18 protein-coding genes are annotated in these 19,066 nt (G+C 65.6%); 6 read left to right on the forward strand and 12 right to left on the reverse strand.

Annotated elements, in window-relative coordinates; translation table 11 throughout:
* Position 1: 1 nt before the first annotated feature.
* From K3756_RS16220 to K3756_RS16230, 3 genes are read right to left on the reverse strand one after another with little or no spacing between them, the layout of a single operon-like run.
* On the reverse strand, positions 2-949 hold the full coding sequence (locus K3756_RS16220; protein ID WP_259989188.1) for an ATP-binding protein: 948 nt from the start codon (positions 947-949) through the stop codon (positions 2-4).
* Positions 937-1,626, reverse strand: coding sequence for a response regulator transcription factor (locus K3756_RS16225; protein ID WP_259989190.1), 690 nt, complete (start codon positions 1,624-1,626; stop codon positions 937-939). Before K3756_RS16225 ends, K3756_RS16220 begins: the two co-directional genes overlap by 13 nt.
* Entirely contained in the window at positions 1,623-3,107 is a 1,485-nt protein-coding gene (locus K3756_RS16230; protein WP_259989192.1) for a DUF4173 domain-containing protein, read from the reverse strand. The genes K3756_RS16225 and K3756_RS16230 overlap by 4 nt, the downstream gene beginning before the upstream one ends.
* Positions 3,108-3,299: 192 nt before the next feature.
* On the opposite strand from K3756_RS16230, the gene deoC reads away from it, so the two are divergent.
* Positions 3,300-4,304, forward strand: a complete 1,005-nt coding sequence (deoC, locus tag K3756_RS16235) for a deoxyribose-phosphate aldolase (RefSeq protein WP_259989194.1) — start codon at positions 3,300-3,302, stop codon at positions 4,302-4,304.
* A gap of 27 nt (positions 4,305-4,331) precedes the next feature.
* Positions 4,332-6,674, forward strand: a complete 2,343-nt coding sequence (locus tag K3756_RS16240) for an aldehyde dehydrogenase family protein (protein WP_259989196.1) — start codon at positions 4,332-4,334, stop codon at positions 6,672-6,674.
* 53 nt (positions 6,675-6,727) lie between these two features.
* On the opposite strand, the gene K3756_RS16245 is transcribed toward K3756_RS16240, so the two are convergent.
* The 6 genes from K3756_RS16245 to K3756_RS16270 form a co-directional block, all read right to left on the reverse strand.
* Positions 6,728-8,053, reverse strand: a complete 1,326-nt coding sequence (locus tag K3756_RS16245; protein ID WP_259989198.1) for a pitrilysin family protein — start codon at positions 8,051-8,053, stop codon at positions 6,728-6,730.
* A complete protein-coding gene (locus tag K3756_RS16250) occupies positions 8,050-9,393 on the reverse strand; it encodes a pitrilysin family protein (RefSeq protein ID WP_259989200.1) in 1,344 nt (447 codons plus the stop codon). Before K3756_RS16250 ends, K3756_RS16245 begins: the two co-directional genes overlap by 4 nt.
* Before the next feature lie 145 nt (positions 9,394-9,538).
* Positions 9,539-10,042 carry a DUF3035 domain-containing protein gene (locus tag K3756_RS16255; protein ID WP_259989202.1) on the reverse strand — a complete coding sequence of 168 codons (504 nt, stop codon included), beginning with the start codon at positions 10,040-10,042 and terminating at the stop codon, positions 9,539-9,541.
* A gap of 51 nt (positions 10,043-10,093) precedes the next feature.
* A complete protein-coding gene (gene lspA, locus K3756_RS16260) occupies positions 10,094-10,606 on the reverse strand; it encodes a signal peptidase II (RefSeq protein ID WP_259989205.1) in 513 nt (170 codons plus the stop codon).
* A gap of 12 nt (positions 10,607-10,618) precedes the next feature.
* The gene (gene purH / locus K3756_RS16265) at positions 10,619-12,205 is read right to left on the reverse strand and encodes a bifunctional phosphoribosylaminoimidazolecarboxamide formyltransferase/IMP cyclohydrolase (RefSeq protein WP_259989207.1); all 1,587 of its coding nucleotides are present in this window, start codon (positions 12,203-12,205) and stop codon (positions 10,619-10,621) included.
* Between the two features lie 16 nt (positions 12,206-12,221).
* Complete coding sequence (locus K3756_RS16270; protein WP_259989209.1) at positions 12,222-13,973, reverse strand: heparinase II/III family protein; 1,752 nt, start codon at positions 13,971-13,973, stop codon at positions 12,222-12,224.
* A 126-nt stretch (positions 13,974-14,099) separates the two neighbouring features.
* Here K3756_RS16270 and K3756_RS16275 point away from each other — a divergent pair, with 126 nt between their 5' ends.
* Positions 14,100-14,882 (forward strand): phosphate/phosphite/phosphonate ABC transporter substrate-binding protein, encoded by a 783-nt coding sequence (locus K3756_RS16275; protein WP_259989210.1) that lies wholly within the window; start codon positions 14,100-14,102, stop codon positions 14,880-14,882.
* Here K3756_RS16275 and K3756_RS16280 read toward each other — a convergent pair.
* Positions 14,852-16,126: an RsmB/NOP family class I SAM-dependent RNA methyltransferase gene (locus tag K3756_RS16280; RefSeq protein WP_259989212.1), complete on the reverse strand. Its 1,275-nt coding sequence runs from the start codon at positions 16,124-16,126 to the stop codon at positions 14,852-14,854. The two genes, K3756_RS16275 and K3756_RS16280, sit on opposite strands and share 31 nt — an antisense overlap.
* A gap of 151 nt (positions 16,127-16,277) precedes the next feature.
* On the opposite strand from K3756_RS16280, the gene K3756_RS16285 reads away from it, so the two are divergent.
* The gene (locus K3756_RS16285) at positions 16,278-16,448 is read left to right on the forward strand and encodes a DUF1674 domain-containing protein (protein WP_259993588.1); all 171 of its coding nucleotides are present in this window, start codon (positions 16,278-16,280) and stop codon (positions 16,446-16,448) included.
* Positions 16,449-16,466: 18 nt separating this feature from the next.
* On the opposite strand, the gene K3756_RS16290 is transcribed toward K3756_RS16285, so the two are convergent.
* A complete protein-coding gene (locus K3756_RS16290) occupies positions 16,467-16,823 on the reverse strand; it encodes a dihydrodipicolinate reductase (RefSeq protein WP_259989213.1) in 357 nt (118 codons plus the stop codon).
* Positions 16,824-16,908: 85 nt separating this feature from the next.
* Positions 16,909-17,727 (reverse strand): 4-hydroxy-tetrahydrodipicolinate reductase, encoded by an 819-nt coding sequence (dapB, locus tag K3756_RS16295; RefSeq protein WP_259989216.1) that lies wholly within the window; start codon positions 17,725-17,727, stop codon positions 16,909-16,911.
* 90 nt (positions 17,728-17,817) lie between these two features.
* Between dapB and rbfA the strand changes: the two genes are divergently transcribed.
* Both rbfA and K3756_RS16305 read left to right on the forward strand, forming a co-directional pair.
* Positions 17,818-18,231 (forward strand): 30S ribosome-binding factor RbfA, encoded by a 414-nt coding sequence (rbfA, locus tag K3756_RS16300; RefSeq protein ID WP_259989218.1) that lies wholly within the window; start codon positions 17,818-17,820, stop codon positions 18,229-18,231.
* Positions 18,232-18,266: 35 nt separating this feature from the next.
* Positions 18,267-18,986: a phosphodiester glycosidase family protein gene (locus K3756_RS16305; RefSeq protein ID WP_259993589.1), complete on the forward strand. Its 720-nt coding sequence runs from the start codon at positions 18,267-18,269 to the stop codon at positions 18,984-18,986.
* Positions 18,987-19,066 lie beyond the last annotated feature (80 nt).

The following is a 19,066-nucleotide window of genomic DNA, read 5'->3' on the forward strand; positions in this document are numbered from 1 at the left end:
CTCAGAACCGGATCTCGAAGGCCGCCCCGCCATCCGTGTCGGCCAGCGCAATCCGCCCCCCGCGCGCCAGCAGCAACGTGCGCACAATGCTCAGACCCATGCCCGTGCCGCCGGTGTCTCGGCGCGTGGTGAAGAACGGATCGAACACGCGGCTGCGGTTGCCCTCGGCGATGCCGCGCCCGTTGTCGCTGATCCGCAAAACGGTTCCGTCGTACTGCACCGTCATCGCATCCGCCCCATGGGCCACTGCGTTCTGCGCCAGTTGTGTCAGCACCAGCAGAAGATCGGCAGCAGGCAACGGCACCGTGCCATCCTGCCTGACATCGATGGCCAAACCGGGCTGCACCACCCGCTGCGCCGCCTCGCCCAGCACACTTTCGGCGGGATCTGCCTGCTGGGCCGCCCGCGCGTGGGCGCGCAGATCGTCCAGCAACCGCTCCATCCGCGCCGACGCTTCGGCCACCGTCGCGGCCAACTGCGCCCTGTCGTTCTGCGGCATGTCGTGCTGCAACAGCTCCGCCGCCCCCGCGATCGCCGTCAGCGGAGATTTCAGCTCGTGGGTCACGTGATCGGCATAGGCCTGAAGACTGTCGGCACGGCTGTGCAAGGTCGCCGCCATATCGCCCACCGCTTCGCCCAATTCACGAAATTCCGGCGTACCGAAATGATCGGGCACCGGCGCATCGCGCATCCCGCGCCGCACCGCACGGGCGTGCGCGGTCAGGGCATAGACAGGCCGCAACACCAGCCGCCACAGCAGAAACCCCAGGATCGCCGTACACAACAACGCCAGCGCAAAAATCAGCATGGTGGTTTCCGCCGCGTTCAGCAGGTTGCCCGCCAGCTTGAAATACCCGACCCCCAAAAGCGGCAGGCAGAACACCCCCGCCAGCGTGCCGCCCACCACCAGCCCCAGCGGCGGACGCCATTTCGACCCTACCCGCCGCATGCGCCCATCCGGATGCCAACGCCGTGCACCGTCTCGATGGCGTTATCGCATCCCGCGTCCGCCAGCTTGGCCCGCAGATTGCGCAAATGACTGTCGAGCGTGCGGTCCGACACCTGTATATGTGCGCCGTAAACCGCATCGGTCAGGGTGGGCCGCGCAATGACCTGTTCGGGGCGGCCCATCAACTGCTGCAATATGGTCATCTCCCGCGCGGTCAGTGCCACGGACACCCCGTCAATCTCGCAGCTGTGCCGCTCCGGGGTCAGCCGCAACCGCCCGTGTTTCAGCTGCGCCGCAGGGGCCGCGCTGCGCCCCGCGGACCGTCTGAGTATCGCGCGGATGCGGGCAATCAACTCTCGCGGCGAAAACGGCTTGGTGACATAATCATCCCCGCCCAGCTCGAACCCCAGTACGCGGTCGATCTCGTCCTCGCGGGCCGTCAGAAACAACACCGGTGTGTCCCGATCGTTGCGCAGCGCGCGGCACATGGCCAGACCGTCCATTTCCGGCAACCCGATGTCCAATACGATCAGGTCGAACCGTCCGGTCTGCGCCTTGCGCAGCCCTTCCGCGCCGTCGCCTGCCTCCTCGACGCGCATACCGGCCTGCGTCAGCGCGATGCGCAGAACGGACCGGATTTGCGGATCATCGTCGGTGATCAGGATTGTCGGCGTCATTGAGGGGCTCCCCGGGGTACCCGCGCCAAGGTATGGCGGGCGCGGAAATTGCGAAAGCCCCATTCGCGCAGATCGCGAGGCGCGGCAATAAACTGGTGCCTCATTCCGCAGGTCAAACCGGCGCCATGCGCGGCGATGACGGGGGTGGCCGCCTCGCCCAGACGGCACAGATAGCGCGGATCAGGCACCACATCCGCCGTCAGATTGTGCCGCGCAATCACCGCATCAAAGCTGACAAAAGCGCACAAATACAACGTCGCGACACCCAGCAAGCCGCACCGCGCCAGCAGCCAGCCAGTGTCACGGTTGGCCCAGATCTGCCACACCGTCAGCCCCAGCCCCGTGGCGACAACCGCCATCCAGATCGCCGCCGACATGCGCAGCCGTGTCAGCCCGTAGATGTCCACATACATCTCCAGCCGCACGAGCGAGCTGATCACCAGCAGCACGTTCTGGACCACGAAAACCACCAGCATTCCGCGCAACAGCGGCGATGCCGCGGCCCACGGCCTGCTTGCCACCGCGAACCCGCCCGCCAACAGGGCCGTCACCAAGAGCGGATAGGCCCCGCGCTGCGCATAGGCGGCATAGCTGATGCCATCGGGCAGCCCGACACCGCCGTACAGATACACCGCATCCATGACCGTCTGCACCGCAAACAGCGCGTTGAAAACCACCAATGCGCGCAGGATCGCGGGCGCGTTCAGCACATTCTGACGCACCGGCCCGATGAACGGACTTGCCTTTTGCGGGGCGGCGCGCAGCCGCTCGACCATCGCGCCCAACCGCACTACGGTCCAGCAGATCGGTGCCAGCACCAGCCACAGAATGATCCGCAACGGCGTTTCCGGCCCCAGCCTGGGCAGCGCGGTAATCGCGGCGTCGATCACCGGATTGGCCACCGCGAGCAGTGCAATGAAAACGCCCCCCAGCCCAAGCGGTAAGACCCAGCCCATAATCAGCCCTTCAAGCGTGGCCCCCCGTGTAAGGGAGCGCGACGCCCGCAAGGGTCCGGCCATATCCCGGCCCGACTGCATCATCCCCAAGGGCCAAAAGCGCAACGCCGCCCGCGCCCACATGGCGGGCGCGATGTTCAGCAAACTGACCAGGGCCACAGACACACCCGCAAGAGCCAGTACGACCGAAATCCCCTGCACCAGCTCCACCAGCGGCAGCACCGCAATCGCCGCTATGGCCATGGCGGTGGCACGGCGGCGCGGCGTCGTGCGGGGCCACGTCATCCAGAGCGCGGCCCCCACAAGCGCCAGCAGGAACACGGCCAGCGACAGACCCGGCACCACGCCCCAGAACATCAGATCGCCCAACACCAAAAGCCCCAGAAGCACCGCGCCACGGGCCCCGCCCGCATCGGCGGCATGGCTACCTCCGCCCCTTGGCGGCGGCGAGGGCGGCCCGCCCGACAGCCACCATCCATCCTGCACCACACTGCGCGGCACGCCCTGCATCAAACACATCTTCATCGCCGTTCTCCTGCCCTGTCATTCATGCTGATCCCGTTATGACGCCGCGATGTGCAGGGCCGCGCGGGCGTTTGTGCAGGTTTTGCGCAGTTGAAGGCGTGCCGCGTTCTTGCTATTGCCTGTGCCTTCGCACGGGTAACACTCCCTGCGGACCCTGATACGTGACCCCCGACCGGAAAGGTGCTGCTGCCCATGTCCATCGACACAACAACATCCACCGCGACGCCGCAGGCATCGCATCTGCCGCAGGTGACCGAACCGCGCAATGACGGCATGCCGCTCGATCTCAACTGGGTGCTTGGGGCGCAGGCCAACACCTCCGCGATCGAACGCCGCGCGGCGAGCCTGCCCGCCCGCCGGTCCGTCAAGAAAGAGTATCAGGCCGCGTGGCTCCTGCGGGCGGTGACCTGCATGGACCTCACAACCCTGTCGGGCGACGACACTAACCGCCGTGTGGCCCGCCTGTGCGCCAAGGCCCGCCAGCCGATCGCCGCGGCCACGCTCGACGCGCTGGGCATGGCACCGATCACCACCGGCGCGGTCTGCGTCTACCACGAAATGATCCCCGCCGCAGTGGAGGCATTGCGCGGCACGTCAATTCCCGTCGCCGCCGTCTCCACCGGCTTTCCGGCGGGTCTGTCGCCCTTCCCGCTTCGCATCGCCGAGATCGAACAAAGCGTGGCCGCCGGCGCCCACGAGATAGACATCGTCATTTCCCGCCGTCACGTGCTGGAGGGCAACTGGCAGGCGCTCTATGACGAGATGAAAGCGATGCGCGAAGCCTGCGGCGATGCGCACGTGAAGGCAATTCTGGCCACCGGCGAATTGGGCAGCCTGCGCAACGTGGCCCGCGCCAGCCTTGTGTGCATGATGGCGGGGGCGGATTTCATCAAGACGTCCACCGGCAAGGAAAGCGTGAATGCGACGCTTCCGGTCAGCCTCGTGATGATCCGCGCGATCCGCGATTACCACGACCGCACCGGCCTGCGCGTGGGCTACAAACCCGCGGGCGGCATTTCCAAGGCGAAGGACGCGGTGACCTATCTGGCGCTGATGAAGGAAGAGCTGGGCGACCGCTGGTTGCAGCCCGACCTGTTCCGCTTTGGCGCGTCATCGCTGCTGGGCGACATCGAACGCCAGCTGGAACACCATGTCACCGGCAGCTATTCCGCCAGCTACCGCCACGCCACAAGCTGATCCGCAGTTTCGCAGAAAGACACCAACATGACCGTATCCGAGATTTTTGACAGCATGGACTATGGCACCGCCCCCGAATCCGCCGCCGAAGCCCTCGCGTGGATCGCGAAAACCGATGGCACCTTCGGCCATTTCATCGACGGCAGCTTTACCCGACCGGGCGAAACCTTCGCGAGCCGCAATCCCGCCACCGGTGACACGCTGGCGCAGATCAGCCAGGGCACACAGTCCGACGTGGACGCCGCCGTCAAAGCGGCCCGCCGCGCACAGCCAAAATGGGAAAGCGCGGGTGGTCACGCGCGGGCAAAGGTGCTCTATGCGCTGGCCCGTCTGCTGCAAAAACACAGCCGTCTCTTTGCCGTGCTCGAATCCCTCGACAACGGCAAACCCATCCGCGAAGCGCGCGACATCGACGTACCGCTGGCCCAGCGGCATTTCTACTATCACGCGGGCATGGCCCAGCTGATGGCGTCCGAACTGCCCGATGCGGCAGCACTTGGCGTGTGCGGTCAGGTCATCCCGTGGAACTTCCCGCTGCTGATGCTGGCGTGGAAAATCGCGCCAGCGCTTGCGATGGGCAATACCGTGGTGCTGAAACCGGCCGAATATACATCGCTGACGGCGCTTTTGTTTGCGGACATCTGCGCGCAGGCAGGCGTGCCCAAGGGGGTCGTGAACATCGTGACCGGTGACGGGAGCACGGGCGAGATGATCGTGGCGGCCGAGGTCGACAAGGTCGCCTTCACCGGCTCCACCGCCGTGGGGCGCCGCATCCGCGAAGCGACCGCAGGCAGCGGCAAGGCACTGACGCTCGAACTGGGCGGCAAATCTCCCTACATCGTGTTCGACGATGCCGATCTGGATTCGGCTGTCGAAGGGCTGGTTGACGCGATCTGGTTCAATCAGGGGCAGGTCTGTTGCGCGGGCTCGCGTTTGCTGGTGCACGAACCCGTCGCGGACGCGTTCCACGCCAAACTGCGCGCGCGGATGGACAAGCTGCGCATCGGATCACCGCTCGACAAATCCATCGACGTGGGCGCCATCGTCGATCCCAAACAGCTCGACACGATCCGGTCGCTCGTCGATGCGAACACCTCCGGCACGACCCATGTGGCCGCCTGCGATCTGCCGACCGAAGGCAGCTTTTATCCCCCCACGCTCATCACCGATCTGCAGCCCGCCGATACGCTGATGCAGGAAGAAATCTTTGGCCCCGTACTGGTCTCCACCACCTTCCGCACACCCGCCGATGCCGTCAGCATCGCCAACAATACCCGCTATGGTCTCGCGGCCACCGTGTGGAGCGAGAACATCAACCTCGCGCTCGACATTGCGCCGAAACTGGCGTCCGGCATTGTCTGGATCAACGGCACCAACATGATGGATGCCGCCGCGGGCTTTGGCGGGGTGCGCGAAAGCGGCTTCGGGCGCGAAGGCGGCTGGGAAGGTCTGGCCGCCTATACCAAACCCAAGGACAGCGGCAAAAAGCTGTCGGTGCCCGCCGCGATGACCGGCGATGGCGGCCCCGCAGACGGGATCGACCGCACCGCCAAACTCTATATCGGTGGCAAGCAGGCACGGCCCGACAGCGGCTATTCCGCGCCGGTCTATGCCAAGAACGGCACGCTGCTGGGCCACGCGAGCCAGGCCAGCCGCAAGGATGTGCGCAACGCGGTCGAAGCGGCGCACGCCGCCAAGGGCTGGAGCAAGACCACCGGTCATTTGCGTGCGCAGATCCTCTACTACATCGCCGAAAACCTCGGCGCGCGGGCAGATGAATTCGCCGCCCGTCTCGACGCGATGCAGGGCGGCAAATCCGGCTCGAAAGAGGTCTCTGCCACGCTCGAGCGGCTGTTCACCTATGCCGCCTGGGCCGACAAATACGACGGGCAGGTGCACGGCGTGCCCATCCGCGGCGTGGCACTGGCGATGAAGGAACCGGTCGGCGTGATCGGCGCGCTTTGCCCGGCCAAAGCGCCGCTGCTGGGGCTGGTGTCGGTGATGGCGCCCGCCATCGCGATGGGCAACCGGACCGTGCTGCACGCCTCCGAACCTTTCCCGCTGGCCGCCACGGATTTCGTGCAGGTGCTTGAAACCTCCGACGTGCCCGCAGGCGTGGTCAACATCCTGACCGGCCCGGTCAAGGACACCGCCGAACACATGGCGCGGCACATGGACATCGACGCGGTATGGTCCTTTGCCGATCCCGCCCATGACGCGGTGATCGAAGCGGCCAGCGCCAGCAACCTCAAACGCACGTGGGTCCAGAACGGCCGCGCCACCGACTGGTCGGGCACACAGGGCGAGGGCCGCCGGTTCCTGCAACAGGCCACCGAAGTGAAAAACATCTGGGTGCCTTACGGCGAATAACGAAAAAGGGCGGGCCACACGGACCCGCCCTTTCCTTTACCTCTACCGCGCGGTCATTCGGTGGCGGGGTTCAAGCCTTCGGGCTTGCCGACCACCACAAAATACAGCCCCTCGGGATCGAGCAGCTCTGCTGCGACGCGCTGCACGTCCTCCAGCGTCACCGCCTCCACCCGTTCGTTGCGGGTGTTGACATAATCAGGCTCCAGCCCGATCTGCTGCATGCCGACGAGAATACCCGCAATCGTACCATTGCCGTCAAAGCGCAGCGGATAGGCACCGGTCAGATACGTCTTGGCGTCCTGCAGTTCTTCGGCGCTGATGCCCTCGGTCGCGGCCTTCGCCCACTCGTCGCGGATCACCTCGATGGCCTCGGCGATCCGGTCATTGGCCGAACTCACTTGCCCCATGTACATATTGGCCAGATTGCGGCTCGCCAGATAGGAATAGACTCCATAGGTCAGGCCACGCTTTTCGCGCACCTCGGTCATCAGACGGCTCTCGAACGATCCACCGCCCAGCACCTGGTTCAACAGAACGGCCGCGAAATAATCGGGATCGTCAAAGGCGATGCCGGTATGACCAAACAGCGCCACGGACTGCGGCGTGTCGAATTCGACAACCTTCACGCCGGTGGGCACGTCCGGCACGATCTCGGGCGGCATCCGCGCGCCCGACTGCGGCAGATCCCCCAGCAACGCATCCAGCATATCGCCCAACTGCTCGGGCGTGATGTCGCCCACGGCCCCAACCATCACACGGTCGCGCACCAGCACATTGGCATGCGCCTCGACAATATCGTCACGGGTCAGCGCGGTGACACTCTCTGTCGTGCCCTCTTCGGGGGTGCCGTAGGGGTGATTGCCATAAACCGACTCCGCGAAACTGCGGCTTGCGATTTCGTTGGGGTCGTTCTGGTCAAAGCGCAAACCGGACAGCACCTGCGCGCGGACCCGCTCAACGTCCTCCTCGGCAAAGCGCGGCTCTTGCAGCGCGGTCCGTAGCAAGGCGACCGATTCGTCGAAGTTCTCGGTCAGGAAACGCGCCGACACGGTGAAACTGTCGGGGCTGGCCGAAAATCCGAACGATGTGGCCAGCTCCTCACTGCGCCGTGCAAAGGCCCGCGCGTCCATGTCGCCCGCCCCTTCCTCCAGCAATCCCGACATCAGGTTGATCGCGCCGCGCTTGCCCTCGACGTCCAGCGATGTGCCGCCCTCGAATGCGATCTCCAGCGCCACAAAGGGCAGCGAATGCTCCTCGACCAACCACGCGTTGATACCACCGGGGGAGGTGATCGCCTGAATGTCGACCTCCGCCTGTGCGGGCAGCACGCATGCCGTCATCAGACCGGCGGACAGGGCGACAGATTTGAAAAGGCTCATTGTGTCTCTCCTTCGGGGCGCATCAGGTAACCGGTCACGGACGCCTCGCGGCGCAGCAGTTTGGCGGCGGCGATCACGTCCTCGCCCGTCACCGCATCCAGAACATCGGGCCAGTTCTGCACATCCTCGATCGTCAACCCCGAGGTCAGCGCACGGCCGTAACGGTTGGCGATCCCGTCCACATTATCCTGCGCATAAATCTCCGAGGCACGGATCTGCAGCTTGATCCGGTCGAGCTGTTCGGGGTCCACACCTTCCTCGATGAAATCGGCCAGCGCCTGATCCATCGCGGCTTCGGCTTCTTCCAACGATACCTCGGGCGCGGGCACCACGATCATCCGGAATGTCGTGTCATCCAGACTGACCGAAGAATAGAACGCGGTCGAATAGGTCACGATCTGGTTTTCGAACTGCAACTTGTCGGCCAGATAGGATGTCGTGCCACCCCCCAGTATCTCGGCCAGCATCGTCAGCGCCGCGGCGGTTTCCTGATCACCGGGGTCGCGCTCGGGCACAAGATAGCTGCGCGAAACATAGGGTTGGGCCACACGGGCGTCGCGGAAAATGACACGCCGTTCGGCGTTCTGGCGGGGTTCTTCCGTGCGCAGCCGCTCCGGCAGATCGGGATTGGCCGGGATCACGCCGTAGTATTTCTCGGCCAGCGTGCGGACCTCTTCGGGCTCCACGTCCCCCGACACCACCAGAATGGCGTTATTGGGCGAATAATACAGCTGGTAGAAATCCAGCGCATCCTCGAGGCTCAGCTCCTCCATCTCGTGCATCCAGCCGATGATCGGGGTGCCGTAACGGTGGTTGAGGTACTGCGCCGCGTTGATCTGCTCGCCAAACAGCGCCTGCGGATTGTTCTCGGTGCGCTGGTTGCGTTCTTCGATGATGACCTGCCGTTCGGTTTCAATGTTCTCGGGCGTGATGCGGATGTTCTTCATCCGGTCGCTTTCCATCGACATCATCAGCTCCAGCCGGTCGGCGGCGATACGCTGGAAATAGGCGGTGTAGTCGTGGCTGGTGAAAGCATTGTCGCGGCCCCCGTTGGCCGCCACGGTTGCCGACAGCTCGCCAGCCTCCAGCTTGTCGGTGGCCTTGAACAACAGGTGTTCGAGGAAATGCGCCACGCCTGACGCGCCCTTGGGCTCATCCGCCGATCCCGCGCGGTACCACACCATATGCTGGACCACCGGTGCGCGGTGATCTTCGACGACCACCACCTGCATCCCGTTATCGAGCGTGAAGTCGGTTACACGGTCGGTGATGTCTGCACTGGCGGCAAACGGGGTGACAAGCGCGGCCAAAGCGGCAAAGCGCCGGGCAAATCGGATCATGAAGGCGGTCCTTTTCATCAGGTCTATCAGCGGAACGGATGTGCAATAGGTACGCCCCGCCCGCGCAGGATCAAGACGCGGGACGCAATATCACACAGATGTAAAGGAACGTGCAGGCAGCCGCCGGTGCGGCGGGCCTGCGGGCTCAGTTTGCGGGGGGGGCCGACGGCACACGCGCGCCCGCCCGTTTCCACCGCTCCAGCTCGTCCTGCGGGTCCAGCGCCAGCGCCTCATAGGCCTGTGCATAGCGGTCGACCGGCAGGATGCGATACTGCGCAAAGCGCGCCTTGCGGCGGCGGAAGTCGGCATCTTCGGCGGCCAGTTCGGCGCGGATACCGGCCTGCACGCCCAGACGGCTGGCGTATTGCACCAGCCCCCCGTCACGGGCCGGGATGGGCCCGTTGGGATCGGTCGCGCGGCCCCCGACGGCGGCAATGCCCTCGGCGCGCGGATCACGATCGGCGCGGTTGGAACGGCCCGGCGTCGGTGGGGGCAGATCGCTGAAGCTGTCGGGCTGTTGCAGGGATTTTACCGGCTGGATGCCGAATTCATCGGGGCCGTCATCGTCACTGCGCAGATCGCGCAAACCGACGTTGGCACACCCCGCCAGAAGCAAAGCAGTCACCACAAGCACACCAGTTGAACGCATCACACCTCTCCCACGCCGTTGCCCTTCAATATCGCAGGGGGCATGGCAATGTCACCCAGCTTTTTTGCGGCCCTTGCGCGCGGCGGCCTTCGGGCCCTTTGCACCGTTGTCATCGGCGAAAAAGATCAGGCCCAGCGCCCCTGCGAAGATAAAGATGTCCGCGATGTTGAAAACGAACGGATTGTTGATCCCGCAGCACGACATATTGAGAAAATCAAGCACGTAGCCATAAAGCAAACGGTCCAGCACATTGGCCAGCGCACCACCCACCAGCATCCCCGCGCTCAACTGCGCAATCCGGCCCGTGGCATTCTTGCGCGCCCAGATCAGCACCGCGGCACTGATGACCACGGCCAGCCCGATCAGAACCCAGCGGCTGGCCTCCGATCCATCACCCAGCAGGCCAAAGTTGATCCCGCGGTTTTCGCCGTAGCGGAAATTCAGCAATGGCGGAAAGACGTCGATGGACCGGATCCGCGCAAGGTCCATGCTGTGGATCACAACATATTTGCTGACCTGATCGATCAAAAAGGCCCCGATGGCCGCGCCGAGAATGATCCGCATTGCCCGATCTCCCTAGTGGCGGAAGTGGCGCATGCCGGTGAATACCATCGCAAGCCCCGCTTCATCCGCGGCGGCAATCACCTCGTCGTCGCGCATCGACCCGCCCGGCTGGATCAGCGCGGAGGCCCCGGCTTCGGCCGCGGTCACAAGCCCGTCGGCAAAGGGGAAGAACGCATCCGACGCCACAACGGATCCTTGGGTCAGCGGCGCGGGCAGCCCCATCGCCTCGGCCATGTCCTGCGCTTTGCGCGCGGCGATACGGGTGCTGTCCACACGGCTCATCTGGCCCGCGCCCACGCCCACGGTGGCGCCGTCCTTGACGTAGATGATGGCGTTGGACTTCACGTGTTTCGCGACGGTCCACGCAAACAGCATATCCGCCATTTCCTGCTCCGACGGCGCACGTTTGGTCACCACCCTCAGGTCATCGCGGCTGATCCGGCCGACGTCGCGGTCCTGCACCAGCCACCCGCCCGACACCTGGCGCGGGGCCAGACGCGCGGCGGTCGGGTCTGCTAATCCGCCAGTGGTCAGAAGCCGCAGGTTTTTCTTCTTCTCGAACATCGCGATGGCCTCGGCGGTCGCATCGGGGGCGATGACAACTTCGGTAAAGATACCCGTGATGGCCTCGGCGGTTTCCGCGTCCAGCGTCTGGTTCAATGCGATGATGCCCCCAAAGGCGGAGGTCCGGTCACAATCGAACGCGCGGGTATAGGCCTGCGCCAGCGTGTCGCCCGTCGCGACACCGCAGGGGTTGGCGTGCTTGATGATCGCCACCGCGGGGCCGTCCGCGGGCGCGAATTCCGACACCAGCTCGAACGCGGCGTCCGTGTCGTTGATGTTGTTGTAGGACAGCTCCTTGCCCTGATGCTGGGTCGCCGTGGCCACGCCCGCGCGGGACGACCCATCGCTGTAGAACGCCGCCGATTGATGCGGGTTCTCGCCATAGCGCAGCGTCTGGGTCAGCGTGCCGCCAAAAGTGCGGCGGCGCGGCGTGCCGCCCACGGCATCGGCCATCCATGTGCTGACGGCGGTGTCATAGGCGGCGGTGCGGGCATAGGCCGTCTGCGCCAGCCGCTGGCGCAGGGCATAGCTGGTCTGCCCGTCGTTGGCCTCCATCTCGGCCAACACCACATCGTAATCCTCTACATCAACGACGATATTGACGAACCCGTGGTTCTTGGCCGCCGACCGGATCATCGCGGGGCCGCCGATGTCGATGTTCTCGATCACCTCGCCATAAGGGGCGCCCTTGGCGACGGTTTCCTCGAACGGGTACAGGTTCACCACCACCAGATCGATCGCGCCGATGCCGTGTTCGTCCATGGACGCCACATGCCCCGCGTCATCGCGCAGCGCCAGCAACCCGCCGTGGACAACGGGGTGCAAAGTCTTGACCCGGCCGTCCATCATCTCGGGAAAGCCGGTCACCTCCGACACGTCGCGCACGTCCAGCCCCGCCGCGCGCAGCGCCTTGGCGGTGCCGCCCGTCGACAGCAGCTCAACCCCCCTTGCCGCCAACGCCTGTCCGAAGTCAACCAGCCCGGTCTTGTCGGAAACCGAAAGCAGCGCGCGTTTAACGGGATAGAGATCAGCCATGAGCAGGGTCCTTTGGTCAGTCGTTCTCGAGGAACGGATCATCCCGTTCCAGATCGCGCACGGCAATCGCAGTTTCCTGCGCTTTTGACAACGACCAACGCACGCGGGTGGCCTGATTAATCACTCTTCCGCTCAAAACGATCTGCTTGGAGGCCCGCGGCTTGAGCCGTGTCGTCTCGAGATAGACACTGCGCTCGAGGCTGAGTTTCTGGGTGCCATCGTGGCGGAACACCCATATCTCGCCGGATTTCAGCGCCATCGACACTGCCGCCCCGCCCAGATCGAGCGTCGCATCGACCTCCGGATGCAGATGCAGCCGTATCTCGAAACCGATGCCGCGCAGCTTGGTGGCATCCAGCGCCTTGTCGAACCGGCGGCGGTCCGCGTCCTCAACGGCCACCAGCATATCCTCGCCCGCCATGGCCCGCCCGTCGTTGGTCAGCTCCAGCGTGCGCGCGTGGGTCAACCCGTGGGTCAGGACAAAACCGTCGTGGCCGCCCTGAAACTTCAATCCGTCGGACACCGGCGTGATTTCCACCGGCACGCGGCTTGGCCCGTCGATCAGCGCCTCGGCACCGGTGCGCCTGTCGGCCGTTTCCAGACGGGCGCTGGAATATCCGCCCAGACACAAGGAAGAATGCGACGGCGTGGCCCGCCCCGCACGGCGCCATTCCAGCCCGAAGCTCGTGCCCGAGCCACAGTTGACGATCAACGGCCTGCGCCCCGATGTCAGCTCGAAGGCAAGCGTGGACGCATGGGCATTGATTGACGCGGCCCCGCCCGGCGGCGGGCTGGCATCGATGATGACGCTGGTGCGCCCCGCCGACAGCCGCGCGTATCCCATCGCCAACCCGTCGGCCTGGCTCGAGCGGACCCGCGCCGACGCCAACGCATGGTCCAGCCACCCTTCCGCCCCGCGCCCGCCACCGTGAAACCGTGCAAGACCGCCGTCGGCATGGCGCAGACTGCGCAGGGTGGGCGCGATCCGCTCGATCGCGGCCAGATGCGGGTTCGGGGTGCCGCGCCCGGCATCCGACAGGGCCGCCGCCGCCCACGTCAGCGACGTGAACACCGCCAGCAATTCTTCTGGGTTGCGAGTGGGCAGCCCGCCCTGCGCGTCGATCTGGGCATCGCATTCGCGCGCCAGCGCACGGATCGCCGGATCGGCCAACGCCTCGAGCCCCTCCAGCGACAGGCCGGCGTAGATCAGGCCGGTCAACGCCTCGAACCGGGGCAACCCCGGCGCCGCCGCATGCCAGCGTCTGGACAGGAACCGCGTTTGCTGGGTCAGAGAGCGGTAGAATAGGGCGCTGTCGGGCGCATCGGTGCTACCTTGCAACATGAACAAGGCGTGGTTGATCCACCGGATCAGTCGCCGGCCCGTCAGATCGGGCGTCCATCCCGGGCCCCGCCCCTGCCCGTATCGCTCGATCCACTCCCACAACCAGCGTTGCGCCGCCTGACGCGCCGCCAGATCGCCCACCGCGGCCAGATCGTCGAGCCAAGAAAACCCGTGCAGCGCCTCGGCAAAGGCGAGGTCGGGCGGGGTCACCTGCCACGGCGACTGCCCGTCGGCGCTGACCAGACTGCCCGCAAACAGGTAATTCCCCGCGATCAACTGGCGGCCCCGCGCAAAGGATCCGATGGTCCGCGGTTCGGGCGAGGATACGAATCCGCGGGCCTCCGCCCTGCCACGGGTCGCAGACCGCGCATGCCAGCGGTTCAACAGATGCGTCTGCCGCGCCTTGAACTGTGGAAATAGGGTCATATGCTCTGCCTATACGCTCTCATGGCGCCTGACGAGGTTCTAACCCGCGCAGGCTCCGGAGTCACCGTTTTTCGCGGCCCATGCCGCCCCGCGCGGCGAAATCCGCCCCCCGAAGGACCACCGCAGATGCCCGCAAGCCTGCCAATGTATGAGCGCCCCGAGGTGCAAGACGCGCATGACCGCTACTGGGCGTTGATCCGTGATGCGCTGGCACTGCGCGGCGTGACGGCACCCGCCCGGCTACAGCGCGGCGGCGATGATGCTGCCATCTGGCGCGACCCGGGGCTGGTGTTGTCACAGACCTGCGGGCTGCCCTACCGCGCGGCGCTGCACGGGCGCGTGCACCTCGTGGGCACGCCTGACTACGGCCTGCCCGATTGTGCGCCGGGCACCTACCGCAGCGCCCTTGTCGTTCACCGCGACAGCACCGCCATCCGGTGTGCCGACCTTCCGGCCCCGCGCTTCGCCTACAACAGCGTGATGTCACAATCGGGCTGGGCGGCCGCACAGACGCATCTGCCCCCCGACGGGCGCGCATTTGCGCAAACCCTTGAAACCGGCAGCCACATCGCTTCCGCCCGCGCGGTCGCACAGGGCGCGGCGGATATTGCCGCGCTGGATGCGCAGACATGGCGGATGATCCGGCGGTATGAACCGTGGTCCGACCGGCTGCGGATGCTGGAGTGGACGGCGCCGACCCCGGGCCTGCCCTATATCACCGGGCCGGAACAGGACGCGGACGCGGTATTCGATGCGGTGCAGACCGCCATCGCCGCGCTCACGACTGCAGACCGGCAGACCCTCGATCTGCGCGGCATCGTGCGGATTCCGGCCGCGAGCTACCTCGCCGTCGGAACACCCGCATCAGACGCCGCCGCTCAGGCCGCCTTGCGCAACAGCGCGATATAGAACCCGTCCATGCCACCGATGTCGGACCAGTAATCGGGCCGCAACCGCAGGCCGCCCTCCGAAGAGATCCACGCCGGATCGATCCCCGGCAGGTCCAGCGCATCCGCATCCACCCGCATGTCCGCGTGCCGCTCCAGCGCCTCGTCAATCTGGACCTCGCCTTCGTCAGGCAGCAGCGAACAGGTGCAAAACACCATCCGCCCGCCGGGCTTGAGCATCGACCACGCATGGTCCAGCAGTTCTTCCTGCAACGCCATCAACCCCGCAAATTCGGACCCGTCCTTGGCAAACGGCAGATCCGGATGGCGCCGGATCGTACCGGTGGCCGAACAGGGGGCATCCAGCAATATCGCGTCAAACTCGCCCTTGAACTGTCGGGCGTCCTTGATGAAGGTCCGCGCGCGCAGCCCCGTGCGGGCCAGATTTTCCTTCACACGTCCCATCCGTGACGGGTTGTCGTCAACCGCACGCACCTCGGCACCCGTGGTGGCCAGCTGCATGGTCTTGCCCCCCGGTGCGGCGCACAGATCGGCGACCAGCTCATCGGGCTGCGCGTCGAGTATCATGGCGGGCAGCGCCGCCGCGGCGTCCTGCACCCACCATGCGCCCTCCTCGAACCCCGGCATCGCAGAGACCTGGCCCGCGTTCGGCACACGGACGCTGCCGGTGGGCAGAACTTCGGCACCGTCCAGCGCCGCGGCCACGGCCTGCGCATCGTCGCGCGCCGTCAGATCCAGCGGCGCGCCGGCAAAATGCACCTTTTCAATCGCGGCAATCGCATCTGCGCCCCATGCCTCGACCAAGGGCCCGCGCAGCCATTTCGGCATCCGCGGCGCACGGCGCGCGACCCAGACATCGGGCGCTTCCGCCGCGACCTTGCGCAACACCGCATTCACCAACCCCTTGATATGCCCCAGACGTTTGTGGCCAGAAACAAACGTGACCATCGCATTGACGACGCCATGCGCCGCCGTGCCGGTGCATAGCTCGACCGTGCCCACCCGCAGCGCATTGCGCACGGTCAGTGGCGGATATTTGGTCAGGTGCTTTTGCAGGATGCGGTCGGCGCGCTCCAGCCCCCGCAGCGTGTCCTGCGCCAGCCGTTGGGCGCGGGCGCGGTCATCCGCGGGCAGATGGTCCAGCGCCCCCGCCCCCAGAAGTTCGGACATCAGTTTGCCTTCGCCCAGCACCTGATCCAACAGATAAACAGCAGATTTGCGGGCATTTACGCCGGTGTCAGACATTGTGTCGCTTCTCCGAATGGGGTCTGGCGGTTGTCTGGGCCATTAGGGGCCGTATATCAAGGGGACACAGCACAGGAGCACTGCAATGGCCAAGGACCCGTCCCCGCGCGAAAAGCCGATCCCCCAAGACGCCCCGCAACCCGATCCGCCAATGCCCGAACCCGATCTGCCGCCCGCCGCCCTGCGCGCGCTGGCCGAAGCCGCCGAACGCCGCGCGGCACGTACAGAACTTGACCTGCCCCCCGAACGGGGCGGCAGGCAGGGGCCGGAGCCCGTCCGCTATGGCGATTGGGAGAAAAAGGGGCTTGCCGTCGATTTTTAGACCGGACCGGCCGCACCATCAGCGCAGGTTGAAATCGGCGCTGCGGCCCGCACCCTGATCCGACGTGAACCGTATTTTCTGACCCGATGCGGTCACTTCCTGACAATTATATCCCAGATCATCGCCCCCCCATTCGAGGCTGCGACAAAAATATCCGTTCTTCCATGTCCAGTTGCCCGAAACGGCCCAGGCCGCTCCGGTGCCGCTGATCGCCCCGCCGGGGCTGACCTCCAGCTTGACGAAGGGGCGCGTCAGCGTCTTGCCGACGACAAGCGATTTGAACGCATCGGCGCTCTGAACCTTCTGGAATTCGGCGAACGCGGGGACGGCGGCTGTCAGGCCGACCGCCACGCTTGCGGCTAGAATGAGCTTCATTGCAAATCTCCCGTGGTCATCTCTTTAGGGATATACGCAGCCTGTCCGCCTTTGGTTCACTTTTCGTCTGTTCCGGTGGCAGGGATCAGCCGTCGGACAGGCCCAGAACATCAAGCATATCGTAGCTGCCCGGCGTTTTGCCCTGCCCCCACAAAGCCGCCTTGATGGCGCCGCGGGCAAAAATGCCGCGGTCCGTCGCCAGATGGCGCAGCACGATACGCTCGCCGGGGGCCGCAAACATCACGTCATGTTCGCCCACGATGTCGCCGCCGCGGATCGCGGTAAAGCCGATGTCCCCGCGGGTTCGCGCCCCGGTGATGCCGTCACGCCCGCTGTCGCGCACGTCCGACAACGCAACACCGCGCCCTTCGGCAGCGGCCTCGCCCAGCATCAGCGCCGTGCCCGAGGGGGCATCGACCTTGTGATGGTGGTGCGCCTCGATGATCTCGATGTCGAAATCCTCGTCCAACGCGGCGGCCACACGTTTGGTCAGCTGGGTCAGCAGATTGACACCAAGGCTCATGTTGCCCGCCCGCACGATCACCGCATGGCGCGATGCCGGCTCCAGCGCGGCAATCTCCGCGTCGCTCATGCCGGTGGTGCCGATCACATGCACGGCGCGGGCCTGTGCGGCAATCTCGGCAAACTCCAGCGTCGCCGCGGGGGCGGTAAAGTCGATGACCGCCTGTGCCTGCGCGATGGCCTCCAGTGCATCGTCGGTCACCGCAACGCCCAACGGTGCGCCGCCCATCATCTCGCCCACGTCCTGCCCGATCCACGCATGGCCCGACCGCTCGATCGCCCCCACCAGACGGGTCTTGGCGTTGGCCTGCACCTCGCGGATCAACATCTGGCCCATACGGCCCGAAGCCCCGGTGACGGCAATAGCGATGGTGTCGGCCATGGAATGGTCCCTTTTGTTGACGCTGCGGCCTTTGGTTTAGCCTGCGCCACCCCGCTTGGCAAAGGCGGATGTAACCCTTAGATGGAGGATATGGGTAAGAACAAATTCCACGAGGGCGCAGGCCCGTCTCAGCGCCAGCTTCGGGTGGGCGAAACCATCCGCCGGGCGCTGTCCGAAGTGCTCGCGCGCGGCGATGTGCACGATCCCGAACTCAACGCCATGTCGATCACAGTGGGCGAAGTGCGCACATCGCCCGATCTCAAAATCGCGACCGCCTATGTGCTGCCCCTCGGCGGCAAGGGGCAGGATGATGTGCTCAAGCTGCTGAGCCGGAACAAGGGCGAGCTGCGGCGCATGACCGCCAAGAAGCTGACGCTCAAATTCGCACCCGACCTGCGCTTCCGGCTGGACGAAACCTTCGACCAGATGGACGATACCCGCCGCATGCTGTCCGAAGACCGGGTCCGCCGGGATGCCGACGCCGCCGGGGAAGGTGACGGGTGAGACCGCTGGCGGCACTCGCGGGGTTGCTGTGTCTGATGGGCCCCGCCGCGGCCAGCGCCGCCGAGTGCCGGACAGACCGCTACGACGGGGCGGAATTCACCATCTGCGAGGTCGATCTGACCCGCGAGGACCTGCGGCTCTTTCTCTACGACGCGGATGACCGCCCCTACGGGTATTTCGGCACGCTCGATCAGGCGCTTGAAGAAACCGGCCAGCGGCTCGGCTTTGCCATGAACGCCGGCATGTACCACGACGACCGCCGCCCCGTCGGCCACTACGTCGAGGACGGCACCGAATTGCAGCGCGTCATCACCAGCGACGGGCCGGGCAACTTCGGGCTGTTGCCCAATGGTGTGCTGTGCCTGCGCGACGGGCGGGCCGACGTGATCGAAACCCGCCGCTTTGTGCAAAGCGCCCCCGCCTGCCGCTCGGCCACGCAATCGGGTCCGATGCTGGTGATCGACGGCGACCTGCATCCGCGCTTTTTGCCCGACAGCACATCGAAATACGTCCGCAACGGCGTCGGCACCTCGCCCGACGGCACCACCGCGACCTTTGCGATCTCCGACCAGCCGGTGAACTTCCACCATTTCGGGCGGTTGTTTCGCGATCATCTGCAGCTCGATCAGGCCCTCTATTTCGACGGCAATATCTCGCGGGTGCGCGCCCCCGATCTGGGCCGGTCCGACATCGGGTTCGGGGCCCTTGGCCCGATCATCGGCGTGGTCGAGCCGATGGCAGAAACACAGAACTGACGAAACCGCTTGGCCCGCAGCCCAAGCAACGGTAGAGAGCGCGCCAATCCGCCTTTCACTCAGCAATTTCAGGGGTCGTG

The sequence above is a fragment of the Sulfitobacter sp. S190 genome (assembly GCF_025141935.1).
Taxonomy (GTDB): Bacteria; Pseudomonadota; Alphaproteobacteria; order Rhodobacterales; family Rhodobacteraceae; genus Sulfitobacter.